This window comes from Gordonia iterans (genome assembly GCF_002993285.1).
Taxonomy (GTDB): domain Bacteria; phylum Actinomycetota; class Actinomycetes; order Mycobacteriales; family Mycobacteriaceae; genus Gordonia; species Gordonia iterans.
The window spans coordinates 3,235,752-3,262,602 of sequence record NZ_CP027433.1 but is presented as its reverse complement, the minus strand read 5'-3'; the positions used below and the strand labels follow the sequence as shown (position 1 = coordinate 3,262,602).

The following is a 26,851-nucleotide window of genomic DNA, read 5'->3' as shown; positions in this document are numbered from 1 at the left end:
TCGCTGAGTGTGACCGGGATCGGGTTGCTCCGCGTCACCGCACGCTGGTTCACTTGTGGCTGATGTGACCAGTGTGGCTGCTGGTGGTTAAGGGAGTGTCTTTGATGTCTGTTGTGTCTGTTCGTCGTCGTCCCGCTCGGATGCTGAGCGTCGCGGCGGCCGCCGCCCTCGCCGCGGGGACCGTCGTCGCCGCCCCGGTGTCGGCCGAACCTGACGCGCCGCGCCCCGGCTCGCTGACCGGACGCACTGTCTTCCTTGATCCGGGCCATCAGGGCTCGGCCGCTGGGCACGACCTGAACAAGCAGGTGCCTGACGGGCGCGGCGGAAAGAAGCCGTGTCAGACGACCGGCGCCACGGCCGTGACCGGCAAGAAGGAACACTCCATCAACTGGGACATCGCGCAACTGGTGAAGGCCGGACTGGAGGCCGAGGGCGCCAAGGTGGTCCTGAGCCGCGCCGACGACAAGGGCTGGGGAGGCTGCGTCGACGAACGCGCCGCCGCGGCCGGTGCCTCGAAGGCGGACATCGCGGTCAGCCTGCACGCCGACTCGACCAGCGCCGGCGCCGACCGCGACAAGTCCGGCTTCCACATGATCGTGCCCACCTTGCCGATCCCGGACCCGGTCGTCAGCTCGGTTCAGGCCTCCGACGGGCGCAAGGCCAGTCAGGCCATGCGCGATGCGTTCAAGAGCAGCGGCTTCAAGCCCGCCAACTATGCGGGCGTCCAGAACGGCATCCAGACTCGCCCGGACATCGCGGCGGTCAACCTGACCAAGGTGCCCGCGGTGTTCGTCGAGATGGGCAATCTGTCGAACCCTTCCGACGCGAAAGACCTCTCGTCGGCGGAGGGCTCGGCGCGCTATGCGCTCGCGATCACCAAGGGCATCCGGTCGTACCTGAGCACGGCGCCTGCGCCGGCGCCGGCGCCGCTCGCCCCCGGTGAGGTCGCCCCGGGTGCGGTCGATTCCGGCGACGCCGAGGACCTGACCGCCCTCGCAGCACTCGGCCCGCTGTTCGAGAAGCTCGCTGCGGCGGGGAGCGTCGACGAGGCCGCCGCGATCCTGGCCGCGGAGGGTTCGGACGTCTCCGCGCAGGTCCTCAAGGCGATGCTGGCCGTCGTCTACACCGTCTTCGGCGGCAAGCTGCCGATCTGAGTCCGGCGGGAGTCGGGCCCCGCCTCCGGCCCCGTGGCACCGGGTGACTCCGGCCACTAGGCTGACTCCATGGGACTGAACCTGCCGAGTCTGAAGACCATCCGCGAACTGTTCTCCATGCCGACGCCGGTGCCGAGTTTCCGCGGCCGCAAGGTGCTCATCACCGGTGCGGCCAGCGGAATCGGCCGGGCCACCGCGCTGGAGGTGGCCGCGCAGGGCGGTGAACTGGTCCTCACCGACGTACAGGTGGGCGCGCTGGATCAGACCGTCGCCGAGATCAACGATGCCGGCGGCACCGTGCTCTATCACCGGGCCGGGGACGTCTCGGACTACGAATGGGTCGCAGCCTTCGCCCGTGACGTCGACGCCGAGGTCGGCGTGATGGACGTGGTGATGAACGTCGCCGGGATCTCCGCCTGGGGCACCGTGGAGAACCTCGAGCACAAGACCTGGCGCGCGATGGTCGAGGTCAACCTGATGGGCCCGATCCACATCATCGAGTGCTTCGTCCCGCAGATGGTCCGCCGCGGTCAGGGCGGTCAGCTGGTGAACGTGTCGTCGGCGGCCGGTCTGCTCGCGCTCCCGTGGCATGCGGCCTACAGTGCCAGCAAGTTCGGTATCCGCGGCGTGTCCGAGGTGCTGCGGTTCGATCTGCGCCGTCACGGGATCGGTGTCAGCCTCGTCTGTCCGGGCGCGGTGGCGACGCCCTTGGTCGACACCGTGGAGATCGTCGGTCTGGACCGCGACAACCCGGTCGTCGAGAAGCAGGTCGGCGGCTTCCACCGGATCGCCGTGACACCAGAGTCGGCGGCGAAGTCCATCTGCAAGGGCGTGGTTCGCAACAAGTACATGGTGTACACCTCGTTCGACACCCGGTTCGGCTATTGGTGGGCGCGCAAGTTCGCCCTCCCGTACGAGATCGTGATGCGCATCGCGAACAACCGGTTCGATCAGCTCGCCCGGCTGAGTGCCGTCACCTCCGGTGCGCGCGGCTCGTCCGATTCCGCCGAGTCCACCACCGCCACCCGCGACTGAACGCGCATCCGCGTCGGGCAGGGTCCCTCTGCGACTGGGTGCACGTTCGCATCGGCACCACCGTCCGTGCCCGAGTGCGCGCGTCCGCGTTTGTGCCGGATAACAGATCGAGACAGGGGTGCCGGGCACCGTCGTTTCGTTCTGGCACCCTCAGCCGAGGGTGCCAGAACGAGATGGGTGCGCCCGGCACCCTGGCCTCGGAACTGATCTCAGTATCCACCCCGTTTCGTCGCGCCGCGTCGAGGACTGCATCGAGAACCGCTTTGCGAACCGCGCCGGGAGCAGACCGCGCCGAGAGCAGGCCGTGTCGTGGGCAGGCCGCGTCGAGGCGGCTCAGTGCTCCCCGAACTCGGTGTCGCAGAGCCACTCCGCGAGATCGCGGGCGGCGGCGTCTATCGCCGACGGCCAATCCATCGCGGAGTCGTCCGCGTAGTCGCTGACCACTTTCACGAGGCGGATCGGCACGCTGAAGTCCGCACACACATGGGCCAGTGCCGCGGCTTCCATGTCGACCAGGTCGGCACGGGCGGCGAGCCGCAGCCGGACGGACTCGTCGGTGACGAAGGTGTCCCCGGTCGCCAGCACTGACCCGTCGCCGTCGGACACCTCCCAGCAATCCTGGACCGGATATCCCAGCGCATGCAGTTCGGCGGCGGAGATGTCGTGCTCGACCACCCGGGAGGGTACGTACAGGCCTCCGTGGTGGCGGTGGAGCGCACCGGCGGTCCCGATGTTGATCACGCGCCGGAACCGGCCGGGTTCGGTGGCCAGCCGGCGGGTCAGGGACGACGCGGCGCGGACCTTTCCCAATCCGGTGATCAAGAGCTGTGCATCGTCGGGCACATGTGCGGCTTCGGCGCGGGTGGCCGCGACGACCAGCACGTCGTCGTACATCGTCGATCCCCTAGCCGAGAGTCAGTCGTCGAGACCGAGGGTGAGGTCTTCGACGGCCCCCTGCTCGCGCAGACTCTGTCCGGCGGTACGGCGGGGCCGGTCGGTCGCGGGGCGGGGCGGAATCACCTGGGGGGCCGCTCGCCGGACGGGGCGCTCAGTCGCCTGGCCGACGACGGTGGGCGCCTTACGCACCGGTCGCGAGGCGGAAGCGGCGGGACGGCCGGCAGAGGCACGCTGAGGCGATTGGCCGGGGTCGCCGGACTGCTCCGCGCGTGCCGACTCGGCTCGTGGACTGTCGGGGCTCGGCTCGCCCGGTCGGGGATCGCCGGATCGGGGATCGGCTGGACGGGGCTGCTCGGCGGGACGGGGCCGCTCGGCGCGGGATTCGGCGGGCCGTGCCTGGTCCGCCCGGGACCGCTCGCCGGCGGCGGGCCGCCGTGCGGGGCGCCGATTGCCGGCGGGCGCGTTCTCGGTGTGCGGTTCTCCTGCATCGGTTTGCGCGGGCCGCGGAGCGGCTCGCCGGCGGCTGTCGCTCGTGCCGGACTCGGCCTTGCGGGCCGCGGGTTTAGCCGTCGCAGGCTGGGCCGTACCGGACTTGGCTGTCCCGGACTTGGCCCCGGATTTGGTAGCCGCGCGCTTCGCAGCGGGCGCTGTGCCCAGCTTCTTGGTCTTTTCTGCGGCCTTGCTCTTCGTGGACACGTTCTTGGTGGACGTCTTCGTGGAGGAAGCGTTCCGTGTCGCCTTCGGCTTCTTCGAGGTCGCCGGTGTCGCCTTCTTCGCGCCGGCCGAGCGGGTGCCCTTGCCCGGCACGTTCTTGGTGGCGGCTGCATCGCGGGTCACGAACCAGCGAACCAGTACGATCAGAAGGGTCACCAGGAAGACCCCGGCGATCCAGGGGAAGAGATTCGAGAAGGGGAGCGCGACGTTCAGGACCACCTGCCGCATTCCCTGCGGCTTGTTGTTGGTCGACGCCGCCTGCGCCAGACCCCAGAGCGCCGTCAGACCGATGAACACGCTGACCAGCGGGGGCTGGACGGCCGCGGTGAACAGCGCGCGGCGCCGGACGGCGAGGGCGGCGATCACGCAGCCGAACAAGAAGAACAGGTTGTAGACCAGCCCCAGGGATGAGTTAGCCAGGGCATCGATCGTGGCGCCGATCGCGGTCAGCACCGCGGCGATCAGGACCGCACCCCACCACGGAACCCCGGGTACGCCGGGGATCACGCTCTGCTGGTCGGCGGGTACAGGCGCGTCGGTCGAGAGACGGCCGAAGCGAGCCGCGCGACGGGAGTTGTCGGAAGCCACGGGTCAACGGTACCGGGTGCGCGGTCGCCGACGTCGTCACCCGGCCCGTGGCGTGGCGCGGGTTCACCCTGTTCGTGACGTGGATCGCACTGGAACGTCGACGGTGGGCAGGTCGTCGCGCGGCGACTTCGCCGCACCCGCCACGTCGCCGAGCGCCTCCAGTTCGGCGAGCCGGCGGGCCGTGACTGTCAGTCGCGTGTCGATCGCCCCGACCGTGGCGTTGTAGGTCTCGACCGCTCGTCGCAACGCCCCACCGGTCTTTTCCAGGTGTCCCAGCACTCCGTCGAGCCGCTGATACAGCTGCCGCCCGAGTTCGTGGATGGTGGCGGCGTCCTGGGCCAGCGCGTGCTGGCGCCAGCCGAGCGCGACGGTCTTCAACAAGGCGATCAGCGTGCTCGGGGTCGCGAGGACGACGTTGCGGCTGAAGGCGTAGTCGAGCAGGGCCGGATCGGTGCGGGTGGCGCTTTCCAGGACCCCGTCGCCGGGCAGGAATAGGACGACGAATTCCGGGGAGGAGGGCTGCGCCGACCAGTACCCCTTCGCCGACAGCGCAGTCACATGTGACCGGACCGCCTGCGCGTGCCGCGCCAGGACTGCGCTCGTGTCGGAGCCGGACCCCTCCGCTCCGCGCCGGCCGGGCTCCTCGGCGGCGGCGAGGTAGGCGTGCAGCGGTGCCTTGGCATCGACCACGATCGAACGCCCACCGGCCAGATGCACCACCAGATCCGGCCGGAGGCGGCGGTCGCCGTCGTGGACGGTGGACTGCGAGGTGAAGTCGCAGTGCCGGCTCATCCCCGAGAGCTCGACGATCCGTTCCAGTTGGATCTCGCCCCACCGGCCGCGGACCTGCGGTGCGTGAAGTGCGTTTGCCAGGCGGCTGGTCTGCTCCTGCAAGCGGAACGAGGTCTGCTGCATGCCCCGAACCTGTTCGGTGAGACCGGCGTAGGCGTGCACGCGGTGGTGCTCGGTGCGTCGGAGCTCCTCGGACAACTGGTCGAGGGTGGCTCGGAGGGGCTCCACGATCTCGCTCACCTCGCCGCCGAGGAGGTCGGACTGCTCGCGCGCAGCCTCGGCGCTCGCACCGGCCACCGCACCTGCGGCGCTCCGATGCGCGCACCACCCGGCGATCGCACCGAGGATGAGACAGACGAGTCCGGTGATGAGGAGAGAGGCGGTCATGGCCGCATCATGCCCCGGCCGTACGACATCGCCTGCCGCATGATCTCCGGCCACGTGCGCTCGCTCGGCCCACGGTATTCAATTCTCAAACAACACATCGCGTCGGCCCTGTGCCGACCCTCGCCCACCTGCTGTCGCGATCGGTGAATCTCTCATCGCTGTCTCTGTCCGCACAACTCCCGGTCCTTGCACCCCGTCCTTGCGTCCTCGGACTCCGCGCTCTCTGCTTGTGAGACGCGACCCCATTCCCGGCGAGCTGACACCGCGTGTGTCAGGCCGCGCTCGGCAGACTCGTGAGGGTCCGCCTCCCGTGTGAGCGCAGCGGCACTCTGTCGGGAGCAGGTCGCTCCCGACCCGACGCACCCGACGGGTTCTCCGAATCGACCGGCGCGAGGAACCACGGGTGTCCGTCGTGCCCGATGAACACTTCCCACGCGCTGTGGTGGATCAGCGTGTGGTGACGGCGACACAGCAATACGCCGTTGCCCACGCTGGTCTCGCCACCGTGTTCCCAATGCTCGACATGGTGGGCGTCGCACCACGAGGTCGGCGCCCCACACCCTGGGAAGGCGCACCCGCCGTCGCGGACGACGAGGACCTTGCGGATGGCCGGCGGCAACAGTCGCTTCTCACGGCCGACACTGAGCGGGACTCCGTGGCCGTCGACGAGTGCGACAGTCACCGACGATTCGCACATCACCAACTCGGCGGTGTGTCGCGAGACCGGACCACAGAACCCGAGTGCAGGCACCGGCTGTGCACCGGAAGGGGCCGCCGACGAATCCTTACCCGTCGACCCGGGAATCGTCGATCCGGGAGCCGATGGCGCGGGGACTGCCGTCGCGGGCGCGACCAGCGTCACGTGCGGGAGCACCCCGCCGGACTCGGGTCGCGACGATCCAGACAAATAGGTCCGGACGATCTGCCCGAGCGCGTCGGCACGCCGACGCGCCGCCGGTCGCCGATCCGCCGAGCCGTCCGGTTCGGGAACCGGGCGACAGAGCGGATCAAGCGCCGCGTTGAGTTCCTCGCCGGAGACGACGTCCAGATCGACGGTGATTCCTACGCGACCGTCATCGGTCTGGGTGAGGGTCATCTCGTTCAGGTCGATGCGTCGGCGACTGGGACGGTCTCCGGGGCGGTCTCGGGTGGGGCCAGCGCGAGAGCCCACGCGCGGGCTTTCTCCTCGACCGTCTTCGGCGTGCTTTTCACCATCAACGAGGCCGTCAGCCTCTTCCGTGTCTCGGCGGTGAGGGCGACCCGCCGCTGGACGAAGTCGAGGCCGCGGACCACCGCGTCACCGAACTCCGCCGCGACCGTGCCGTCACGCATTCCGCGAGACACCTCGGGTGTCTCCCGGAGGGCTCCCGCCAGCCGGGCGAGGCGGTGTGCGGCCGCAGGCGCCATACCGAGCTCCTTGAGTACGTTCGCGACGGACCGAACGTGTTTGCGTGCAGGCAGTTCTGTGCGGACGACGGTCGCCGCCACCCGCACCAGGGCGTGGTCGACGATGTTCCTCAATCGGATCAGTGCCGCGGCGACCGCGAGGACTTCGCGGTCGTCGTCGACCGCTCGCGCCGATTCGAGGAACCCGGCGAGCGAGTCGGCGCCGGCAGTCAGGTCGTCCGACAGTCGGTCGGTGAGCAGGACGAGTTCGGTGGAGTTCATCTATCCCCCAGGTGACTTCTCTGGAACACCTGGATCGGCCGGTCGAGCGACCATCTCTTAGTCGAGAGACAGCTGCCACTCAGTTATCGATCGTGTGTTCCCCATCTCATTATGCGCCTCCCCGCACCGTTCGCGCAAGTGTTCGAGAGCCGGCCGTCCCGCCGAGACGCGCTACAGGTCGTTCTCCCGGTCGATCAGGGATTCCTTGATGTCCAGTCCGTACCGGAAGCCGCCGAGTTCGCCGTTGCTGCGGATCACCCGGTGGCAGGGCACGAACAGGGCCGCGGCGTTCTGGGCGCAACAGGCGGCCGCGGCGCGGATCGCGGCGACGTTGCCTGCGCGCTCAGCCAGTTCGCTGTAGGTGACCGGAGGACCCGCCGGCACCTCGCGCAGCGCGGCCCAGGCGGCCTGAAGAAAAGGCCCCGAGCGCTGGCACACCTCGATCCGGGAGGGTGCGTCCAGGTCGCCGCGGTAGTAGTCGCGGACAGCTTGTGCGATCACCCCGCCGGGACGTTTGACCAGACTTTCCGGTCGCAGTGTCCGGTGGATCAGCGAGAGGAAATAGTCCGGATCGTCGGTCCAGCCAGAGGCGTAGACGACGGCGTCGTCGTCGAACAGAAAGGTGAAGGGCCCGTCAGGTGTGCTGACGGTGGCCCAGCCGAGGCGTTCGGGCGGCTGTGCGGTGTCCGAATCGGTTTCGGGGGTCGCATCGGTAACGGTCATGGCTGGTTCCTCACTTCTCTCGGTGTGGCCGCGTCCGACGCGGACAGGAGGCGATGTCGCCACAGGTGCATCGCCGCGTACGAGCGCCACGGTCGCCACCCCTGCGTCGCGGACGGGTCTACGCCAAGACCGGCGGCGGCTCTGGTGAGCACCAGATCACCGTGCGGCAGCACGTCTGGATCACCGGTGACGCGCATGACCACCTGATCGGCGGTCCACGGTCCGATCCCGTCCAGAGCGAGAAGCTCCGTCCGTAACTTAGACGCGGCAGACCCCGGGTTCGGTTCCATCGTTCCGGCGGCGATCGCACCGGAGGCCCCGGCGACGGCCCGGGCCAGCCGGGTCGGGCCCCGGAACGCGCGGGCACCCTCGGCGGCGAGGGCCTCCGGCGTCGGGAACAGGCGAGAGGGGAGCTCCGGCCGGTCTGGGCTGTGCCACGGAACTGCCTCGCCGAGGTCGGCGACCAGGGCGCCGAGGCGGGTTCGAGCGGCGGCGATGCTGATCTGCTGGCCGGCCATGGTCCGGACGAGCGTCTCGAAGGGGTCGACGCTGCCGGGGATCCGGATGCCGGGCGCGGACGAGATGAGCGGAGCCAATCGCGGGTCGGCAGACAACGCCGCGTCGACCGCGTGCGGGTCGGCGTCCAGGTCGGTGAGCCGGCGCAAGCGGTTCACGGCCACGGTCAGGTCGCGCAGATCGAGGTGCTCGAAGCGCACCGACGCGTGTCCCGTCGCACTTGCGGCGTCCGGGGAGTCGGGCAACCGCAGTGCGGCCAGTGCCGGACCGTGTGGAAGATTCATCGTGCGGTGGAAGGTGTGTCCGTCCCAATGCTCAAGGCCGGGTACGGCGTGCGACGCCAATCCGAAGCGGGTCCACTCGACGTCGTACGGTGCACGGAACGGAAGCCGCAGCGTCAGCGGTCCGGAGGTTGCGGCGGCGCCGGAGTAGCGGGTGCGCAGCTCGGTCGGCGACATCCCGAAAATCTCGCGTACAGTGTCGTTGAACTGCCGGATGCTGGAGAATCCGGCGGCGAAGGCGACGTCGGAGACCGGGAGCGTCGTTCCGGTCAGCAGCATCCGCGCCGTCGTCGTCCGGTGCGCTCGGGCCAGGGCGAGCGGACCGGCACCCAGTTCGGCGCGCAGCACCCGGCTCAGGTGGCGTGGCGTGTAGCCGAGGGCGGCAGCGAGTCCGTCGACGCCTGAACGATCGACCAGCCCGTCGGCGATCAGGCGCATCGCCCGACTGGCCAGGTCGGCGCCGGTGTTCCAGCGTGGCGACCCGGGCGCCGCATCGGGCAGACAGCGACGGCAGGCGCGGAATCCGCGGGCGACGGCCGCCGCGGCGGTCGGGACGAAGTCGACGTTCTGCGGCTTCGGCGTTCGGGCCGGGCACGACGGGCGGCAGTAGATCCCGGTGGAGTGGACCGTGGCGAAGAACTGGCCGTCGAACCTGGCATCACGGGCGGCCAGGGCCCGATACCGGAGATCGAAGTCCCCGGTGTCGAGGAGCTGGAGGGTCGCGGGCGTCGTCACAACTGACGAGTCTGCCCCGGCACGACGACGTCGGCTAGCGGATTTCGGACACGGCGATCGGCGACATCCGACGGCGGTCACGCGCAACTGTCGGTGGCGTGTGTGACGATATGCCCGTGACTGATGACCGTGCGGACGAGTTCAAGGACCACGAACGGCTTCCCGGCGAGAGTGAGGCCGACGCCGAACTCATCGAGGACGCCGAGGAGAGGGCGCGCACCGAGCAGGAGGACCTGGCCGGGGTCGCCGAACGGGTGATGACCGACCCGCGGACCGGCAAGCCGTATCCGAGCCGTTCACGGGTGTTCCTCACCGGACTGCGCTCGTCGGCGATGGTGTGCCTGCAGGCGATCCTGGTCTTCGCGTTCCTGTGGGTGCTGTTCTGGATCCTCGGCAAGTTCTGGGTGATCGTCCTGCCGGTGCTGCTGGCGATCATCGTCGCGACCGTGCTCTGGCCGCCGGTCCGGTTCATGCGCAAGCACAAGGTTCCGGCGGCGCTGGCTTCGATTCTGGCGTTGCTGGGTACCGCGGGAGTCGTCGCCGGCGTGCTCGCGCTGGTGGTGCCGTCAGTGATTGATCAGACGCCCGAGCTGGCCAATCACGCGGTCGACGGCATCAAACAGGTGCAGGAGTGGGTGCAGGGACCGCCGCTGAACATCGACGACTCGCAGATCTCCGGATTCGTCGACACCATCGTGCATCGTCTGCAGTCGAGCGCGACCACCATCGCGTCCGGTGTGTACACCGGCGTCGGTGCGGCGACGTCCGTGCTGGTGACCTTGTTCACCGCGCTGGTCCTGGTGTTCTTCTTCTTGAAGGACGGCCCGAAGTTCATCCCCTGGCTCAACCGCACAGTGGGTGCGCCCACCGGCTCGCACATCGCCGAAGTCCTGGTCCGGATGTGGAACACGCTCGGCGGGTTCATCCGCACCCAGGCGATCGTGAGTGCCGTCGACGCGGTTCTGATCGGCATCGGTCTGTTCATCCTGAATGTGCCGCTGTGGGGTGTGCTGATGATCTTCACGTTCATCGGCGGGTTCATCCCGATCGTCGGTGCGTTCGTCGCCGGCGCTCTCGCGGTGCTGATCGCGCTGGTGGCCAACGGTCTCACCACGGCGCTGATCGTGCTCGGCATAATCCTGCTGGTGCAGCAGTTGGAGGGCAACGTCCTCCAGCCGTGGCTGCAGGCCAAGGCGATGGAGTTGCACGCCGCGATCGTGCTGCTGGCCGTGATGCTGGGCGGCAGCCTGTTCGGAATCATCGGCGCATTCCTCGCGGTGCCTGCCGCGTCGTGTCTCACGGTGCTGCTCCGTTACGTGCTCGAGCAGATCGGGCTGGCGGCGGGCGAGAAGATCCAGCAGGAGGACGCGCTGGCCGGCGTGGGTCTGACCGCCGACGAGAACGACGAGGCTCCGGAGAAGAAGGGAATCCTGCACCGGAAGAAGCCGGGCGATCAGGGTGGTCCGGCAACCGGATGACGGCCGGATAGACTGATCACCCGTGAGTCTTACCCTCGGAATCGTCGGACTGCCCAACGTCGGCAAGTCCACCCTCTTCAACGCCCTGACCCGCAACGACGTCCTTGCGGCGAACTACCCGTTCGCGACCATCGAGCCCAACGTCGGCGTGGTGGAGCTGCCCGACCCCCGGTTGACCCGGCTGGCCGAGATCTTCGGCAGCGAGCGGATCCTCCCGGCCACGGTGTCGTTCGTCGACATCGCCGGCATCGTCAAGGGCGCGTCGGTGGGCGAGGGGATGGGCAACCAGTTCCTCGCCAACATCCGGGAGGCCGACGCGATCTGTCAGGTGGTGCGGGTCTTCGCCGATGACGACGTGGTCCACGTCGACGGCCGCGTCGACCCGACTGCCGACATCGAGGTGATCGAGACCGAGCTGATCCTCGCCGACATGCAGACGCTGGAGAAGGCGCTGCCGCGACTGGAGAAGGACGCCAAAAAGAACAAGGACCTGGTCGAGACGCTGGAGGCTGCCCGCAAGGCGCAGGAGATCCTCGACTCGGGTAAAACCCTGTTCTCGGCGAAGGACTCGTTCGACCTGTCGAGTGTGCGCGAACTGCATCTGCTCACGGCCAAGCCCTTCCTCTACGTGTTCAACGCCGACGAGTCGGTGTTGACCGACGAGGCCCGCAAGCAGGAGCTGCGGGACACGGTCGCTCCCGCCGACTGTGTCTTCCTCGACGCCAAGGTGGAGAGCGAGCTGCTCGAGCTCGACGAGGAGGACGCGCAGGAACTGCTCGACTCGATCGGCCAGGACGAGCCGGGTCTGCGTTCGCTGGCGCGGGCCGGCTTCCACACCCTCGGGCTGCAGACGTATCTGACTGCGGGGCCCAAGGAGTCGCGCGCCTGGACCATCCACCAGGGCGATACCGCGCCCAAGGCGGCAGGTGTGATTCACACCGACTTCGAGAAGGGCTTCATCAAAGCCGAGGTGGTCTCGTTCGACGACCTCGACGCCGCCGGCTCGATGGCCGACGCGAAGGCCGCCGGCAAAGTCCGCATGGAGGGCAAGGACTACGTCATGCACGACGGCGACGTGGTCGAGTTCCGCTTCAACGTGTAGCACCCGACTCTTTACCCACGCGGTCGTTCGTACCTCGTCCGCACCGACCTCGGTGACTGATCGGTGTCAACGACTGCGCGAAATTCTGATCTCCTCTGCGAGGGCTGCGAGCTCGCGTTCGACGCTCTCGGCGGATCCGCTCAGATCGATGCCCCGCACGACCAGCCTGGTTCCCGCGTTACGCACGACGACGGTGCGCCGTTCGATTTCATCGTCGGCGTGCCGACAGTAGATCAGGATCCCCTCGGGGAGATCCATGGCCGTGGTGTACGCGAGCAACTGGTAGTAGTCGCTGCTCCGTCCCTGCCCGTTGTCGGTCAGCTTGTACTTGATGTCTCCGACATAGACCGCCCGTTGTGCCCGCGGGGCGCGGAAGACGAGGTCCGGTCGCATCGAGACCTGGCTGCTCGTTCCCAGGTGCACCGTCGGTTCGTCCAGCACATCGAGACGTCCGCGCAACTCCCGGCGGAGTCGTTCGCCGACGAACCGCTGGAACAGATCATTCATGTCGACCATGAACGACGCCGCGGACGATGCCCCCGCGGCATCGGTGAGAGTGAGGTTTCCGAGGACCAGGCGCGCCAGCGCGAGCGCCGGGGCGTAATGCTCGTTCAGCCGGGTGAGGTGAATCCCGGCCGCGGTTTCGGCCGTGACGGGTACGTCGGCGACCCCGGTCAGCGCTCCGAGTTGCCGCTGCAGTCGTTGACGGTCGCTCGGGTCGAGGCGCGGCACCCGCAGCGCTCGTCGCGCCGCGGCACGGAGTACCCGGTTCTCCACGACGTCCTCGGTGAAGTCGTCGTACGTGCAGGCGACCGGAGTCAGGACTCCGGTCTGCCGGAACTGGCCGGCTACGTCGATTCGTCCGCGCAGGGCGACGTGGCGGTCGTGCGTGGTGCGGTACGACCGCAGGACACCTCTGGCCAGCGTGGTCTCCACTGTTCGTGCGAAGAAGGCGACCATGGCGGTCAGCAGATCGGATGTGGCGTCGTACGCGAATGCCTCGCTCCGCCAGGCGCGCGACGGCAAGCCGGGCTCGAGGAGCAGAAAGAGATTCTCCGGGTTGATCTTCGGACGGATCAGCAGTTCGACGTCGTCGACGACGAGCGTTCCGACGTACGACGACGTGGTGACACGCCATCGGTCCGCGCCGGCCGGTGTGACGCCGACGAACCCGGTGGTCTGGAGCGACTCGGCCTGAGCGCGCGTCAGGCCGACTTCACGCGACTCGTACTCCCGGAGGATCATCTTCATCCTCAGATGGTCTGAGTGCCGCTCTCGACGACCGATTCTCCCGCCAGGTCGTTGAACCGTTTCCACACCTGGTCGAAGCGGAACTGGTCGATGCGGCCGGCATCGCCGAAGAACTGGTCTTCGATGAACGGTTCGATGTCGTACTTCCAGATCCGCCGCAACGACTCCTCGGTGAGCCCGTGTTTCATGAAGTGGCTCGGACCCAGCTGGAGGTGTGGTCCGCCGAGTTCCCTTTCGAGCTCGTCGTTCACCTGGGCGACGAGTTCACCGACCCACGACGGTTCGCCCTCGCGCTCCAGCCACCGACTCAACAAACCCGCCATGGGTCCGTGGCCGGGAAAGAACGGCACGAAATGGAATCGTCGTCGCAGTGCCGCGTCGACCAGCGCGATCGACCGGTCGGCGGTGTTCATCGTCCCGATGAACCAGATGTCCTGCGGCAGTTCGAAGGGGTCGTCGGGGCGGTACAGCGTCCGGACCGGAGTGTCCCTGTACTCGAACAGGAACAGCAACTCGCCGAGCACCTTCGGCAGATTCGCTCGATTGATCTCGTCGATGATCATCAGGTGCCGGCGTCCCGGTGCACTGCTGGCGCGGGCCGCGAGTTCTGCCAGCGGTCCCTTCTGCAGGCGATACGACATCACCCCGTTCACGTCGGTCTCGGGCCGGTAGCCCTCGAAGAAGTCCTCGTACGAGGTGGACGGGTGAAACTGGACGATGGGGCGCCGTGCGGCGTCGGGAACGAGTTTCTCGGCGAGCTTGCGGGCGAAGTACGTCTTCCCCGTGCCGGGCGGACCGTAGAACACGACCTGCTTCTTGTCCTCGAGGAGGGCGACGACCTCGTCGAGGAAGGTGCGGTCGACCAGCAGTTCTTCGGCGAGGTCGTCGAGCGGGTCCACCGACGGTTCGACGACGGGTTCTTCCTCTCGCTCGGCGTACCAGTAGAGGAACTGGCCCATGCCGAGCGGGTCTCCGGGGAAGTAGCGGTCGAGGCGTGCACGCAGGGCGTCGTTCGATTCCACCTGTCGCTCGCCGCGCCCGGACGACTCCGGCGCCGAGATTCCCAGGAGCTTCGACATCCGGAGCTTTCCCTGTGGGCCGGTGTACGGATACACCGTGATGAACCGGTCGGGGTGGGTGATCGCCAGCATCTTCATCATCACCGACTCGCCGAAGCCCTTGACCCGCAGCGACGGTTCCTCCAACACACGGTTGATGCGCTCGGCTGGGGGATCGTCGCCCCAGCACACGTACTCGAAGGTAGTCAGGATCCGCTGGTACTCCTGCTCGTCGGCGTCCCGAATGCTGGTGTTGAGCACTGACATCGGTCCGGTGCCGCCATACCGCTGGGTGTTCCAGATCAGGCGCAGTTCCGCGGGGTCGACGATCGGCAGCTCTTCGGGGTCGAGCAGCTTCGCGAAGTCCCGACGGTCGGCCCGATCCTGTTCGTGGCCGGGCGTCGGGTAACCGGTCTTCGCTTTGAACTCCGCCACCAGCGAGGGGAGTTCGGTGTCTTCCTCATCGGTCGTGATGAGGTCGCCGTTGAACTCGGCCATCAGCGGTGCGACTTCGCGCGCGGTCCGGCGCACCTCGGCGGACAGATTCAGGGAGTCCAGATCCGCGCGACCGAACCACCGTCCGTAGATCACCTCGCCGGTTCCGCCGCCGACGAATCCGACGTCGCGACCCTCTCGCGACCGACCGCCGGCGAGGACCTCATAGCCCGGTATCGGATGCCGCTCGATCGTGTCGACGGCGCGCTCGGTCGAGCCGGTCTCGGCATCGGCATAGGGGCGCAGTCCGATGGCGAGTCCGTGCGCGTTGAGCCAGATCCGAACGCTGAGACCGTAGGTGTCCGGCACCCGCCACTCGGCCCAGAGATCACCGCGCGGCCAGGTGGAGTCCCACATCACCGGGGGCATGTGCGCCTTGAGTGTGCGGCCGGCCGCCTCCGACACCGGAGTCTCGAGGGAGCCGCCGAGATGTCTGGCCACCGCCACCAGTGCCGAGGCGTTGTCGCGGTACAGCGCGGGCTCGTCGTTTCGTTCCTTGGCGCCCTCGCGGAACGCGATCCGGTCGCACAGGACGCCGTCGAGGACCGCGGGACGCTCGTCGGACCACCACGCGGCGACCTGCTCGAAGCGTTCGGGCGACCCGTCGAGCTCGGTGGCGCAGCGATAAAGTTCTGCGTATCGGTCGCCCTGATCGTCGAAGTCCGGCCGGCCGGTGAGATACGCGAGATAGTCCGCCGACTTCGGCCAGGCCACGGGCCACCGGTGCGGTGCCGCCAGGCCCCAGTAGTACGACGCGACGAAGGGTGCGCGTTTCGGACTCGGGTGCGCACCGACGCGGATCTCTTGCAGATGGTCCGCGAGTCGCCGGATCTTCCCGACGGCGTCGTCCAGGTCTGTCGGAGTCGAGAGGGCATCGATCAAGACGGTCGCCGCGGCATCGGGGTCCGGGGACATCTTGTTGATCTGGTTGATGATCATCTGACCGGCGGTCCCGCCGTATCCGGAGTCGAAGCTCCGGATCCATCGATCGGTATCGGCCTGGAAGGCGCTCAGATCGCCTGACCGCGCCAGGGCGTCGAGGAACGCGCGGGCCTCGTCCGCGTGCGGCGTCAGCCGGCGCTCGCGCCACGATCCGCCAGACGGGTCGTTCGCGGCGTCGAACCGGTCGATGTGCACCCGGTGCCATCGTCGTTGGAAGTCATGCTCCTGGACGGTGAAGTCCTCACGCTTGGTCACGGTTTCCTCCTCGCTGCGTCGAGCGTAGCGGCGGGTGCCGACAAGGTGACCTCGCCTCAGCGTCCGGCTGTGCGACGGCTTCACCGTCCGGTCGGCGTACCGGGCTCGACGACGGTGCGGGGCCAGGTCCAGGCGAACCGGATGATGAGGGCGAGCACGATCATCTCCAGTGCGACGCCGAGGCCGTAGAAGTAGGTCCACGACTCGCCGACCGCGTTGAACGCCGCGTACGGGACCTGGATCGCGGCCACGACGAGGTTGGTGAGGCGGTTCGCCCGGGCGGGCAATGTGATCGACAGCAGGATCATGAAGATCGGGATCGCCATGAGTGCCAGGAACACGGTCAGCAGCGGCTGGCCGACGTCGAACTCCCAGACGACGCCGTCGAGGATGTCGTCGACGACGCCCGGCTTGAAGAACGCGATGATGTCCACGTAGGCGTACAGAAACATCACGCACGTCCAGGCCGCGGCGAGTGTGACCGGCACCGGCACCGGCGGGTCGTGCAGCGTGCGTTGACGTGTGCTCATGGTCGCTCCCGGGTGGTCGTGAGGTCGGTGATTCCACGATCGCCGAGCGCAGGCGCCGGGCACATCGGCCCGGCGGACGGAGTTCTCCCGGCCGTCCGCACGATCCCGATCTCGTGCTTTCGGCTGATCCACGGCTGCTGAGCTGGATCTATGCTGAACGGATGGTGACGAAGGCCCTGCGCTCGCTGTGGGCGGAGCCTCGACCGGCTGACCCGCCCCGACGGGTGTGGCGGGACTGGGCGCTCCTCGCGGTGCTTGCGGCGTGGACGCTGGCGGAGGCGGCGCTCCGCGACGGCCTGATGGCGCGCCCGCTGGTGCTCGCCGTCGTGCTCGCGGTCCTCACGCCCCTGCTGTGGCGCCGCATTCATCCGTGGGCGGCCGTCGTCGTCGCCTTCGGCGCCCTGATCGTCGTCGACGTCGCGAGGATAGTCGTGGGCGAGCAGGGCGGCCTGACGTCGAGCATCGCGGGCGTGCTGGTCCTGACCTATGCCCTGTTCCGGTGGGGCTCGGGCCGGGAGGCGGTGACCGGCCTGGCGATCGTCCTGGTCTGGGTGGCGGTGACCAACGTCGCCGACCGGACCAGCCGGGCCGATGCGGTGGCCGCCTTCGCGTTCTTCCTGTGCGCCGCTGCGCTGGGTGCGGCGATCCGCTACCACGCGTACACGCGCACCCGCGACATCGACCACGCCAAATCCCGCGAGCGTGAGCAGCTGGCACGCGACCTGCACGACACGGTCGCCCACCACGTCTCCGGAATCGTCATCCAGGCCCAAGCCGGACGTGCGGTCGCCGCGTCGCATCCCGAGCGCGCCACCGAGGCCTTCGCCGTCATCGAGGACGCGGCGTCGCGCACGCTGACCGAGTTGCGCACGATGGTCGGCGTCCTGCGAACCTCCGAGACGGCCGACTTCGCGCCGCGTCCGGGCGTGGCCGACCTCGGACGGCTCGCCGGCCGGGCGGAGGGCGGGCCGCGGGTCGACGTCGAGTTGGCCGGTGACCTCGACGATCTCAGTCCCGCGGTAGAAGCGGCGCTGTACCGGTTGAGCCAGGAGTCGGTCACCAACGCGCGACGACACGCCCGCTCGGCCACTCGGGTGTCCGTGCGCATCGTGGGCGATGCCGATCGGGTGCGATTGACGGTCGACGACGACGGCGCGTCCGGTGCGTCCGGCGGCGGCTCGTCCGGGTACGGCCTGGTCGGCATGCGCGAACGCACCACGCTGCTGGGCGGCACGTTCCACGCCGGTCCCGGCGCGGACGGCGGCTGGCGGGTCCGGGCGACCTTGCCCCGAACGGACATTCGGTGATGACCGTCAGGGTGCTCATCGCCGACGATCAGGACATCGTGCGCACCGGTCTGACCATGCTGCTGAACGCCCAGGCCGGCATCGAAGTGGTGGGCGCCGCCGCCGACGGCCGACGGGCGGTGAGCATGGCGCGCGCGCTGCATCCGGACGTGTGCCTGTTCGACGTCCGCATGCCGCTGATGGACGGGATCGAGGCCACCCGACTGCTCGCCGGACCCGAGGTGGCCGATCCGCTGCCGATCGTCGTGATCACCACCTTCGATCTGGACGAGTACGTGCACGGCGCGTTGAAAGCCGGCGCTCGGGGCTTCCTCCTCAAGGACGCCGGGCCCGAGCTGCTGACCCAGGCGATCCAAGCGGCGGCCGACGGGGATGCGCTCATCGCGCCCAGCGTCACCGTCCGTCTGCTCGCGGCGTTCGCCAGGTCGCCGCAGGCGACGCCCGCGCAGCCGACCGAACCGCTCACTTCACGAGAGGAGCAGGTGTTGCACACCGTGGCGCAGGGCCGGACCAACGCGGAGATCGCCGCCGAGCTCCACATCAGTGCCAGCACCGTCAAGACCCATCTGGCCAGCCTGATGCGCAAGGCCGGCGCGCGCAACCGCGTCGAACTCGCGATGTGGGCGCACGAGACCGGCCGCATCTGACGGTCGCCGATCCGGCACCCGCCACATGCCGGACTTCTCCGGCCCCCAACACCGCGTTGACGACGTTGAGGTTCACGGTGCCGAGCGTGCGAGTCGAGCACATCGCGATGGCCGATCCCGAGGGCAACGGGTTCTGCCTGCGTCTGATCGTGCGGCCTGGCGGAGGTGTCGTGCGTGCGGGTAGCCGGCCTTCGGCGGAGTGGCTCAGTGCTGTTGCAGTTCCTGCGCGATCATCACGAGGATCCCGCTCGGACCCCGCAGATAGGTGAGCTTGTAGGAGTCCTCGTAGGTCGCCACGTCCCGGAGCGGGAAGCACCCGTGCGTCGCCGCGGTCTGGAGCGCCTCCTCGATGTCGTCGTCGACGACGAACGAGACGCGATGCATGCCGATCTCATGGGGCCGGGTGGGCGAGGTCTCGATCGCCTTCGGGTGCAGATACTCGAAGAACTCGAGGCGGCCCTGGCCGTTGGGCGTCGCGAGCACGGCGATCTTCGCGTGATTGCCGTCGAGACCGACCGCGGTATCGGCCCACTCGCCGCTGATCTCCGCGCGGCCGAGGACGGTCAGGCCGAGATCGGTGAAGAAGGCGATCGCCTCGTCCAGGTCGCGGACCGTGATGCCGACGTTCTCGAGCCTGATCGTCATGGATGCCACGGTACCGAGCACACCGTCTCCCGGAAGCGAAGTGTGTGCGCTCCAGCGGCGCGCGTATCGTCGTTCGGCGGAAGGAGTCCCATGCATCCTCAGCAACCGCACTATCCGGCCCCGGGATACATCGACCTCACCGTCCAGGGCAGCGTGATGACGTCGAGTCTGGTTCCGCCCAAGGTGTGGATCAACGGCTATCCGGCGCCTTCCGGCTACGGCTTCCACCGGGTCCCGGTGAATCCGGGGCCGGCGCACATCGAGGTGTATGCGCAATGGATGCGGCGCTACGGTCAGGCCCAGCTCGACGTCATGGTGCAGCCGGGCCAGTGCGTTCCGGTGTTCTACGCGCTGCCGTGGCACCAGTTCACCGGTGGCTCCATCGGGCACTCGAAGCAGTCGCGCAACGGGGCCGGAGCCTTCATCGCGATGATGTCCGCACTGATGCTGATCGTCCTCGTGCCGGTGCTGTTGATCTTGTTCAACCTCTGACGCGGGTCGGAATCGGCGGGATTCCCGGGGCCGCCCCGCGTTCGGCGGCCGCCCCCGTCGGGTCACACCCCCGTCACGGTTCGGACGCGCTGTGGCGGGAGGTGTAGAAGTGGCTGGTGTTGCTCACTGATACTGCTTCCGTGATCCGATTCGCGAAGAAGGCCGCCCGTCCCGCGTACGACACCGGACCGCTCAGCGGCATCGACGGCAATATTCCCTCGGCGGCGCTGAGGCGTCCGGTGTCGTCCGCGATCCGCCGGCACCGGGCTGCCGCGGTCGCCTCAATCGTGGCGGCGGCGCTCACGGCGCCCGCGACCGGCGCCGCGTCGGCCGAGCCGACCTCCGAAGCCCGTTACACGATGGTGGCGTTCAGCGACGGCAATCCCAACCAGATGGACGTCTACGAGTCGACCGACGGCACCGAGTTCCGGGTGCTCAAGGAGGCCGCCTATCGGCCGCCGTCGGGCCGGGTGCGCGACCCCAGCATCTTCCGGCACACCGACGGCAACTACTACGTCACGTACACGACCGGCGACGGCGCGACGATCGGGTTCGCCCGCAGTCCCGACCGCGTCACCTGGACCCATCTGAGGAACCACCCGGTCCCGTTCTGCTGCGCCCTTCTTCCGGGGACCGGGGACGGCAAAGGCCCGGTGAACCCGTTCGGAATCAACGGATCGGCAGGTTTCCGCGACGGACCGTCCCTCTCGCCGTTCACCACCAAGGCGTGGGCGCCCGAGTGGTTCGTCGACGGCGGCAAGGTCCACGTGATCCTGTCCATGTCGACCGGCGGCGGCTTTGTGCCGTACGTCATGACCGCGCAGAACCCCGCGCTCACCTCCTGGTCGTGGCCGGTCCCGTTCGGCGGCCTGAACGCCGACCGGATCGACACCACCGTCGTCAAGGTCGGCGCGAAGTACCACGCGATCGTCAAGAACGAGCACAAGAAGGTCCTCGAACACGCGGTCGCCGACCGTCCGACCGGTCCGTTCGCGCCGCGGGAGCTGGCGAGCCTGGGCACGCTGGTGGAGGGGCCGTCCGTGGTGCAACTGCCCAACGGGCACTGGCGGCTCTACTTCGACTCCTACCGCGAGAAGAAGTACTACTACGCCGACAGCGCCGACGGGATGAAGACCTGGTCGCCCCGCCGCGAGCTTCCCGGTCTCTCCGGGACGGTCCGGCACTTCACCGTGCTTCGTGAACAGGCATAGCGAACAGGCAAAGCGAACAGGCATAGCATCTGCCTATGGGAACGCTGATCTTCACCGCGTCGATGTCGATCGACGGGTACGTGGCCGACGCCGACGGCGACTTCCAGTGGACCGCGCCCAGCGACGAGGTGTTCGACTTCCACATCGAGCGCATGGCCCGGGTCTCGACGGAGGTCCTCGGGCGCAAGACCTACGCGCTGATGGGCTACTGGGAGACCTTCCCCGACGACGACGGCCAGTCGCCGGCCGAACGCGAGTTCGCCCGCCGCTGGCGGCGCATCGACAAGGTGGTCGCGTCGTCGACGCTGACGGACGACGACGTGGTGGTCGGCCGCGATCGGCTCGTGGCGAATCTGACCCTGGACGAGTTGCGCAGAGTGGTCGACGCGGCCGACGGTGCGGTCGAGATCTTCGGTCCCACGGTCGCGGCCGAGGCCATCCGGGCCGGCCTGGTCGAGGAGTACCACTTCTTCGTCGTGCCGAAGGCGGTCGGCGGGGGACTGCGCGCCCTGCCCGACGGTGTGCGCCTGGATCTGGAACTGGCCGGGCAGCGGACCTTCGGCGACGTCGCGTACCTGCACTATCGACGACGCTGACCTGGCGCAGGAGGCCGCATCCGATAGGCTGCGCCACCATGCCGGAGAAGGGTTCAGCCGACCTGATCGCGCACGTCACCGACGCGTACGACGCGGTGTCCGACGCGGCCCGTGCGGAGAAGGTCGCCAAGCAGCATGCGCGCGGCAAGATGACCGCACGCGAACGCATCGCCGAGCTCGCCGCGGGCGGCTTCTACGAGTTCGGCGCGCTCGCCGGGCCCGGGCCTGCTCAGCAGGGCGCCGCGCCGCTGGTCGCGCCGGGCGACGGCGTGGTCACCGGCGTCGGCTACGTCGACGGCCGGCCCGTGGTCCTCGCCGCGTTCGACTTCACCGTGCTCGGCGGCAGCAACGGCGCGACCGGCATGGCCAAGCTCGACCGGTGCGCCGAGCGCGCCCTGAACGACGGCATCCCGTTCGTGATGCTCATGGACGGCGGCGGCCATCGCATGCAGGAGGCGCTCGACTCGCGCCTGGCCGCGCCGGGTTCCCGATTCATGTTGCGCCTCACCGATCTGTCCGGGCCCGTGCCGCTGGTCGCGGCGATGATGGGCCCGGGCTTCGGCGCGCCCGCCAACATCGCCGGCTGCTGCGACTTCGTCACGATCGTGCGCGGCATGGGCACCATCGGGATGTCGTCGGCCCGGCTGGTCAAGGCCGCCACCGGCGAGGACCTGACGAACGACGAGATCGGCGGCGCCGACGTCCAGGCGCAGCGCGGCGTCGTCGACTTCGTGGGCGACGACGAGACCGAGGTGCTCGACTCGATCCGCGCGTACCTCTCGTATCTGCCCGCCAACGCCGACGACCGGCCGCTGGCCGCGCCCGCGCCGCACGAGCCAGGGGACACCGCCGGCGAGCTCGACCACCTGATCCCGCCGGCCTCCCGCACCGCGTACGACGTCCACGACGTGATCGAGGGGCTCGCCGACGTGGACACGATCTTCGAGATCAAGGCGGCGCACGCGCCGAACGTCGTCACCAGCTTCGTCCGCGTCGGCGGCCGCCCGATGGGGGTGGTGGCAATCAGCCGCGCCACCACGCGGGCGCTCTCGACGCCGCGGCGTGCGAGAAGGCCGCGCACTTCGTGGCGGTGTGCGACACTTTCGGGCTGCCGTTGCTGATCCTGATCGACCTGCCCGGCTTCCTGGTGGGCGCGGGCGCCGAGGAGAGCGGCCTGGTCCGCCGCAGCGCCCGGCTCGGCTACGAACTGGGCAACGCCACCGTTCCGCGCTTCGTGGTCGTGACCCGCAAGGCGTACGGCGCCGCGTACATCGTGATGGGCGGCGGGCGCAGCATCGAGTCGGACCTGTCGCTGGCGTGGCCGACGGCCGAGATCTGCGCCATCCCGGTCGAGTCGGCCGTCGACCTGGCGTTCCGCTCCCAGTACGAGAGCGCCGAGGACCCGGAGCAGGCGCGCGCGGATCTGATCACGCTGTTCCACGCGAACGTCGATCCGCTGCTGGCCGCGGACGGCTTCGGGATCGACGACGTGGTGCTGCCCTCGGCGACGCGCGGCCTGCTGATCGAGGCGCTCGGGCGGGTGCAGCCGCGTCGTGCCCCGCGGGTCCCCGGCAAACGACGCTCCATCTCCCCGATCTGAGACTCCGAAGCGACCTGGTTCGCCGTGGCCGCGACATCCGGGCGGCTCTCGCGACATCCGGCTGCAGACGCGACAGCCAGGGTTGTCGCGTCTGACCCCTGCTGTCGCGTCTACCGTCTGGCTGTCGCGTCTACCGCCCGGCTGTCGCGCTATGGTCGGCGAACGACGACGGGGGCGCGCCGTAGGCAGTCCCGCCTGCCGGGGTCGGTCAGGCCGACGTCGAACGGAGCGAGGGCCGCGGGTGGCCGACGACGCCGCGACACGCCAGCGAGTGCTGCATACAGCAAGCAGTGCTGATCAGTGGCCGATCGGCCTGTGTGTTGCCTCGCAAATTCGGGCTCTGGTCGCAAGACGTCACAACTCGGGGGAGAATGTCAGGCGACAAGTTAATCCAGAGAGTTCCACAAGAACCCAAGATCCTTTCGGACCGGAAAGAGGCGACACACCATATGACCTCGGAAAACCAGAAGATCATCTACACGCTGACGGACGAGGCGCCGCGGCTCGCGACGGAGGCGTTCCTGCCGATCGTCCGCACCTTCGCCGAGCCTGCGGGCATCGACGTCGAGACCAGCGACATCTCGGTCGCGGCCCGCATCCTGGCCGCCTTCCCGGACTACCTGACCGAAGAGCAGCGTGTACCCGACAACCTCGCCGAGCTCGGTCGCCTCACCCAGTTCCCGGACACCAACATCATCAAGCTCCCCAACATCAGCGCCTCCGTGCCGCAGCTGAACGCCGCGATCCACGAGCTCCAGGAGAAGGGCTTCGCGGTGCCGGACTACCCGCAGGCGCCGAAGACCCCCGAGGAGGAGGAGATCCGCGACCGCTACTCGGCGTGTCTGGGCAGCGCGGTGAATCCCGTTCTGCGCATGGGTAATTCGGACCGTCGCGCACCCAAGGCGGTCAAGGAGTATGCCCGCAAGCATCCGCACAGCATGGGCAAGTGGTCGATGGCCTCGCAGTCGCACGTCGCGCACATGACGCACGGCGACTTCTACGCCGGCGAGAAGTCGATGATCATGGACCACAGCTGCGAGGCGCGCATGGAGCTCGTCACCAAGAGCGGCGAGACCAAGGTGATGAAGACCGTGCCGCTCGACGCCGGCGACGTGATCGACAGCATGTACATGAGCAAGAAGGCACTGCTGGAGTTCTACGAGGAGCAGTTCCAGGACGCCAAGGACACCGGCGTCATGCTCTCGCTGCACGTCAAGGCCACCATGATGAAGGTCTCGCACCCGATCGTCTTCGGCCATGCCGTCAAGGTCTTCTACAAGGACGCCTTCGCCAAGCACGGTGCGCTGTTCGACGAGCTCGGCGTCAACGTCAACAACGGTCTGGTGGACCTGTACGAGAAGGTCGACACCCTGCCCGCGTCCAAGCGCGAGGAGGTGATCGCCGACATGCACCGCTGCCACGAGGATCGCCCGGAGCTCGCGATGGTCGACTCGGCACGCGGGATCTCGAACTTCCACTCGCCGAGCGACGTGATCGTGGACGCCTCCATGCCGGCGATGATCCGCATCGGCGGCAAGATGTACGGCGCCGACGGCCGCAAGAAGGACACCAAGGCCGTGATGCCGGAGTCGACCTTCGCGCGGATCTACCAGGAGATCATCAACTTCTGCAAGACCAACGGTGCGTTCGACCCCACCACCATGGGTACCGTCCCGAACGTCGGCCTGATGGCCATGAAGGCCGAGGAGTACGGCTCCCACGACAAGACCTTCGAGATCCCGGCGGACGGCGTCGCCAACATCGTCGACGCCTCCACCGGCGAGGTGCTGCTGTCGCAGGACGTCGAAGAGGGCGACATCTGGCGGATGTGCATCGTGAAGGACGCGCCGATCCGCGACTGGGTGAAGCTGGCCGTCGACCGTGCGCGCGCCTCGGGCATGCCGGCCGTGTTCTGGCTCGACCCGTACCGCCCGCACGAGAACAACCTGATCACCCTGGTCCGCAAGTACCTGAAGGATCACGACACCGAGGGCCTGGACATCCAGATCATGTCGCAGGTGCGTGCCATGCGGTACTCGCTGGAGCGGGCGTGGCGCGGGCTCGACACCATCTCGGTGACCGGCAACATCCTGCGCGACTACCTGACCGACCTGTTCCCGATCCTGGAGCTGGGCACCAGCGCCAAGATGCTGTCGATCGTGCCGCTGATGGCCGGCGGCGGACTCTACGAGACCGGGGCCGGCGGCAGCGCGCCCAAGCACGTCAAGCAGCTGGTCGAGGAGAACCACCTGCGGTGGGACTCGCTCGGCGAGTTCCTCGCGCTGGGGGCGAGCCTGGACGATCTCGGCCGCAAGTACGACAACCCCAAGGCCACCGTGCTCGCCGAGGCGCTCGACGCGGCCACCGGCAAGCTGCTGGAGGAGAACAAGTCGCCGTCGCGCAAGACCGGGGAGCTCGACAACCGCGGCAGCCAGTTCTGGCTCGCCCTCTTCTGGGCGCAGGAACTGGCCGGACAGAACGACGACGCCGAGCTCGCCGAGCGGTTCGCCCCGCTGGCCAAGGCCCTCGAGGAGAACAAGGACACCATCCTCCAGGAGCTGTCCGAGGTGCAGGGCCACGCGGTGGATCTGGGCGGTTACTACGAGCCGGACGCCGGCAAACTGCACGCCGCGATGTGCCCGAGCGAGACGCTCAACGCGCTCCTCGCCGACGCCTGACGGCCCGCGTGCCGTCGGTGGTCGAGTAGGCAGGCCGGTGGTCGAGTAGCGACATACTTGTTTGGTGGTCGAGTAGCCCGTGTCGTTGGTGGTCGAGTAGGCAAGTTGGTGGTCGAGTAGGTGAGCGTCGTCCTGAGCATGCGTGGCGAAGCCTGCGACGACACGCGGTCGAAGGGGCGCTAGTGTCCCGTGTCGAAAGTTCTTTCGCGGTATGCCGGGGCCCGATGAACGTCTGGCGGCGTTGTCCTCGGTCAGGATACCTGCCGGTATCCCTCCCTCGTCCGCCTTGCCGGCCGCCCATCGGACTCCCGGCAACCATCGAGAAACTTCCGACACGGGACACTAGCCGAGCCGTATCGAGACCCGCCTTCGCGGCGGTGGGGTCTCGATACGCTCCTTCGTCGCTACTCGACCACCAACAGAGCGAGCCGCTACTCGACCACCAACAGAGCGAGCCGCTACTCGACCACCAACAGAGCGAGCCGCTACTCGACCACCAACAGAGCGAGGCGCTACTCGACCACCAACAGAGCGAGCCGCTACTCGACCACCAACAGAGCGGGGCGCTCGCCGAGCCGTATCGAGACCCCGGTCAGAAGCACTGCGTGTAGTGCTGGCGCACCACCATCCGGCCGAGGTCGGTACGACCGGTCGCCTTGGTGACCGCGCGCCGGGACTGGCCGATCCGCTCACCGCGCACGCCCCAGCGGTACCAGGTGCCGTCGGGGCGCAGGCCCTGCTGGCACGGCATGGTCTCGTAGCGGACCGCCACGCGGTAACCCTTGCGCTTCTCCACGTTGCGGAACTCGGTGCACCCGTTGCCCGCGGTGTACTGGGTACGTCCGAAGAAGTCCCACCAGTCGTCGCTGCGCAGGGTGAGCGGGCCGTGGTAGGGCTTGCCGGCGATGACGGCGCACACGCGGACAGAGGGGTTCTTGGCGGCGTCGGCGGGTCCGGCGGCAACCGCCCCGCCCAGGCCTGCGGTGACGACGGCGATGGCGGCGCCCAGCGCGCCCAGTCTCTTCAGCATGCGACGAACTTACCGTTGCACGAAGGTGGGATCACGCATTTCCA

At 68.5% G+C, this 26,851-nt stretch carries 22 protein-coding genes and 1 pseudogene; 11 read left to right on the top strand and 12 right to left on the bottom strand.

Annotated elements, in window-relative coordinates:
• Window positions 1–104: 104 nt before the first annotated feature.
• Both C6V83_RS15015 and C6V83_RS15010 read left to right on the top strand, forming a co-directional pair.
• Window positions 105–1,154 (top strand): N-acetylmuramoyl-L-alanine amidase, encoded by a 1,050-nt coding sequence (locus C6V83_RS15015; RefSeq protein WP_105943066.1) that lies wholly within the window; start codon window positions 105–107, stop codon window positions 1,152–1,154.
• Between the two features lie 69 nt (window positions 1,155–1,223).
• Window positions 1,224–2,189 (top strand): SDR family oxidoreductase, encoded by a 966-nt coding sequence (locus tag C6V83_RS15010; protein WP_105943065.1) that lies wholly within the window; start codon window positions 1,224–1,226, stop codon window positions 2,187–2,189.
• Between the two features lie 333 nt (window positions 2,190–2,522).
• Here C6V83_RS15010 and C6V83_RS15005 read toward each other — a convergent pair whose 3' ends face one another.
• The 7 genes from C6V83_RS15005 to C6V83_RS14980 all read right to left on the bottom strand — a co-directional run bounded on the left by C6V83_RS15005 (window position 2,523) and on the right by C6V83_RS14980 (window position 9,490).
• A complete protein-coding gene (locus C6V83_RS15005) occupies window positions 2,523–3,083 on the bottom strand; it encodes a nucleosidase (protein WP_105943064.1) in 561 nt (186 codons plus the stop codon).
• Between the two features lie 21 nt (window positions 3,084–3,104).
• Window positions 3,105–4,388 (bottom strand): DUF6542 domain-containing protein, encoded by a 1,284-nt coding sequence (locus tag C6V83_RS15000; protein ID WP_105943063.1) that lies wholly within the window; start codon window positions 4,386–4,388, stop codon window positions 3,105–3,107.
• Between the two features lie 63 nt (window positions 4,389–4,451).
• Entirely contained in the window at window positions 4,452–5,567 is a 1,116-nt protein-coding gene (locus C6V83_RS14995) for a DNA recombination protein RmuC (protein ID WP_105943062.1), read from the bottom strand.
• A gap of 271 nt (window positions 5,568–5,838) precedes the next feature.
• Window positions 5,839–6,663 carry an HNH endonuclease signature motif containing protein gene (locus C6V83_RS19030; RefSeq protein ID WP_325027362.1) on the bottom strand — a complete coding sequence of 275 codons (825 nt, stop codon included), beginning with the start codon at window positions 6,661–6,663 and terminating at the stop codon, window positions 5,839–5,841.
• Window positions 6,664–6,668: 5 nt separating this feature from the next.
• Complete coding sequence (locus tag C6V83_RS19025) at window positions 6,669–7,235, bottom strand: hypothetical protein (RefSeq protein WP_325027361.1); 567 nt, start codon at window positions 7,233–7,235, stop codon at window positions 6,669–6,671.
• A 171-nt stretch (window positions 7,236–7,406) separates the two neighbouring features.
• Entirely contained in the window at window positions 7,407–7,958 is a 552-nt protein-coding gene (locus C6V83_RS14985; RefSeq protein ID WP_105943061.1) for a methylated-DNA--[protein]-cysteine S-methyltransferase, read from the bottom strand.
• Complete coding sequence (locus C6V83_RS14980; protein ID WP_105943060.1) at window positions 7,955–9,490, bottom strand: Ada metal-binding domain-containing protein; 1,536 nt, start codon at window positions 9,488–9,490, stop codon at window positions 7,955–7,957. Before C6V83_RS14980 ends, C6V83_RS14985 begins: the two co-directional genes overlap by 4 nt.
• 257 nt (window positions 9,491–9,747) lie before the next feature.
• On the opposite strand from C6V83_RS14980, the gene C6V83_RS14975 reads away from it, so the two are divergent.
• Both C6V83_RS14975 and ychF read left to right on the top strand, forming a co-directional pair.
• A complete protein-coding gene (locus C6V83_RS14975; RefSeq protein ID WP_234354007.1) occupies window positions 9,748–10,968 on the top strand; it encodes an AI-2E family transporter in 1,221 nt (406 codons plus the stop codon).
• A gap of 22 nt (window positions 10,969–10,990) precedes the next feature.
• The gene (ychF, locus tag C6V83_RS14970) at window positions 10,991–12,070 is read left to right on the top strand and encodes a redox-regulated ATPase YchF (protein ID WP_105943058.1); all 1,080 of its coding nucleotides are present in this window, start codon (window positions 10,991–10,993) and stop codon (window positions 12,068–12,070) included.
• 66 nt (window positions 12,071–12,136) lie between these two features.
• On the opposite strand, the gene C6V83_RS14965 is transcribed toward ychF, so the two are convergent.
• The 3 genes from C6V83_RS14965 to C6V83_RS14955 form a co-directional block, all read right to left on the bottom strand.
• Window positions 12,137–13,321, bottom strand: coding sequence for an McrC family protein (locus tag C6V83_RS14965; RefSeq protein ID WP_105943057.1), 1,185 nt, complete (start codon window positions 13,319–13,321; stop codon window positions 12,137–12,139).
• Between the two features lie 2 nt (window positions 13,322–13,323).
• The gene (locus C6V83_RS14960) at window positions 13,324–16,071 is read right to left on the bottom strand and encodes an AAA family ATPase (RefSeq protein WP_105943056.1); all 2,748 of its coding nucleotides are present in this window, start codon (window positions 16,069–16,071) and stop codon (window positions 13,324–13,326) included.
• A gap of 80 nt (window positions 16,072–16,151) precedes the next feature.
• A complete protein-coding gene (locus C6V83_RS14955) occupies window positions 16,152–16,601 on the bottom strand; it encodes a DUF6326 family protein (protein ID WP_105943055.1) in 450 nt (149 codons plus the stop codon).
• A gap of 161 nt (window positions 16,602–16,762) precedes the next feature.
• Here C6V83_RS14955 and C6V83_RS14950 point away from each other — a divergent pair, with 161 nt between their 5' ends.
• Both C6V83_RS14950 and C6V83_RS14945 read left to right on the top strand, forming a co-directional pair.
• Window positions 16,763–17,908, top strand: coding sequence for a sensor histidine kinase (locus C6V83_RS14950; protein ID WP_105943054.1), 1,146 nt, complete (start codon window positions 16,763–16,765; stop codon window positions 17,906–17,908).
• Window positions 17,908–18,555 (top strand): response regulator, encoded by a 648-nt coding sequence (locus C6V83_RS14945; RefSeq protein WP_105943053.1) that lies wholly within the window; start codon window positions 17,908–17,910, stop codon window positions 18,553–18,555. The genes C6V83_RS14950 and C6V83_RS14945 overlap by 1 nt, the downstream gene beginning before the upstream one ends.
• Before the next feature lie 204 nt (window positions 18,556–18,759).
• Here the strand turns inward: C6V83_RS14945 and C6V83_RS14940 are convergent, their stop codons facing one another.
• On the bottom strand, window positions 18,760–19,200 hold the full coding sequence (locus tag C6V83_RS14940) for a VOC family protein (protein ID WP_105943998.1): 441 nt from the start codon (window positions 19,198–19,200) through the stop codon (window positions 18,760–18,762).
• A 90-nt stretch (window positions 19,201–19,290) separates the two neighbouring features.
• Between C6V83_RS14940 and C6V83_RS14935 the strand changes: the two genes are divergently transcribed.
• The 5 genes and pseudogenes from C6V83_RS14935 (at window position 19,291) to C6V83_RS14915 (ending at window position 25,777) form a co-directional block, all read left to right on the top strand.
• Window positions 19,291–19,692, top strand: a complete 402-nt coding sequence (locus C6V83_RS14935; protein ID WP_105943052.1) for a hypothetical protein — start codon at window positions 19,291–19,293, stop codon at window positions 19,690–19,692.
• A 239-nt stretch (window positions 19,693–19,931) separates the two neighbouring features.
• Window positions 19,932–20,903, top strand: coding sequence for a glycoside hydrolase family 43 protein (locus C6V83_RS14930; RefSeq protein WP_407646284.1), 972 nt, complete (start codon window positions 19,932–19,934; stop codon window positions 20,901–20,903).
• Window positions 20,904–20,938: 35 nt separating this feature from the next.
• Window positions 20,939–21,499, top strand: coding sequence for a dihydrofolate reductase family protein (locus C6V83_RS14925; RefSeq protein WP_105943051.1), 561 nt, complete (start codon window positions 20,939–20,941; stop codon window positions 21,497–21,499).
• A gap of 38 nt (window positions 21,500–21,537) precedes the next feature.
• A pseudogene (locus tag C6V83_RS18825) lies at window positions 21,538–23,099 on the top strand (acyl-CoA carboxylase subunit beta).
• Window positions 23,100–23,548: 449 nt separating this feature from the next.
• Complete coding sequence (locus C6V83_RS14915) at window positions 23,549–25,777, top strand: NADP-dependent isocitrate dehydrogenase (protein ID WP_105943050.1); 2,229 nt, start codon at window positions 23,549–23,551, stop codon at window positions 25,775–25,777.
• 592 nt (window positions 25,778–26,369) lie between these two features.
• Here the strand turns inward: C6V83_RS14915 and C6V83_RS14905 are convergent.
• Complete coding sequence (locus C6V83_RS14905; RefSeq protein WP_105943048.1) at window positions 26,370–26,807, bottom strand: hypothetical protein; 438 nt, start codon at window positions 26,805–26,807, stop codon at window positions 26,370–26,372.
• Window positions 26,808–26,851: the final 44 nt, after the last annotated feature.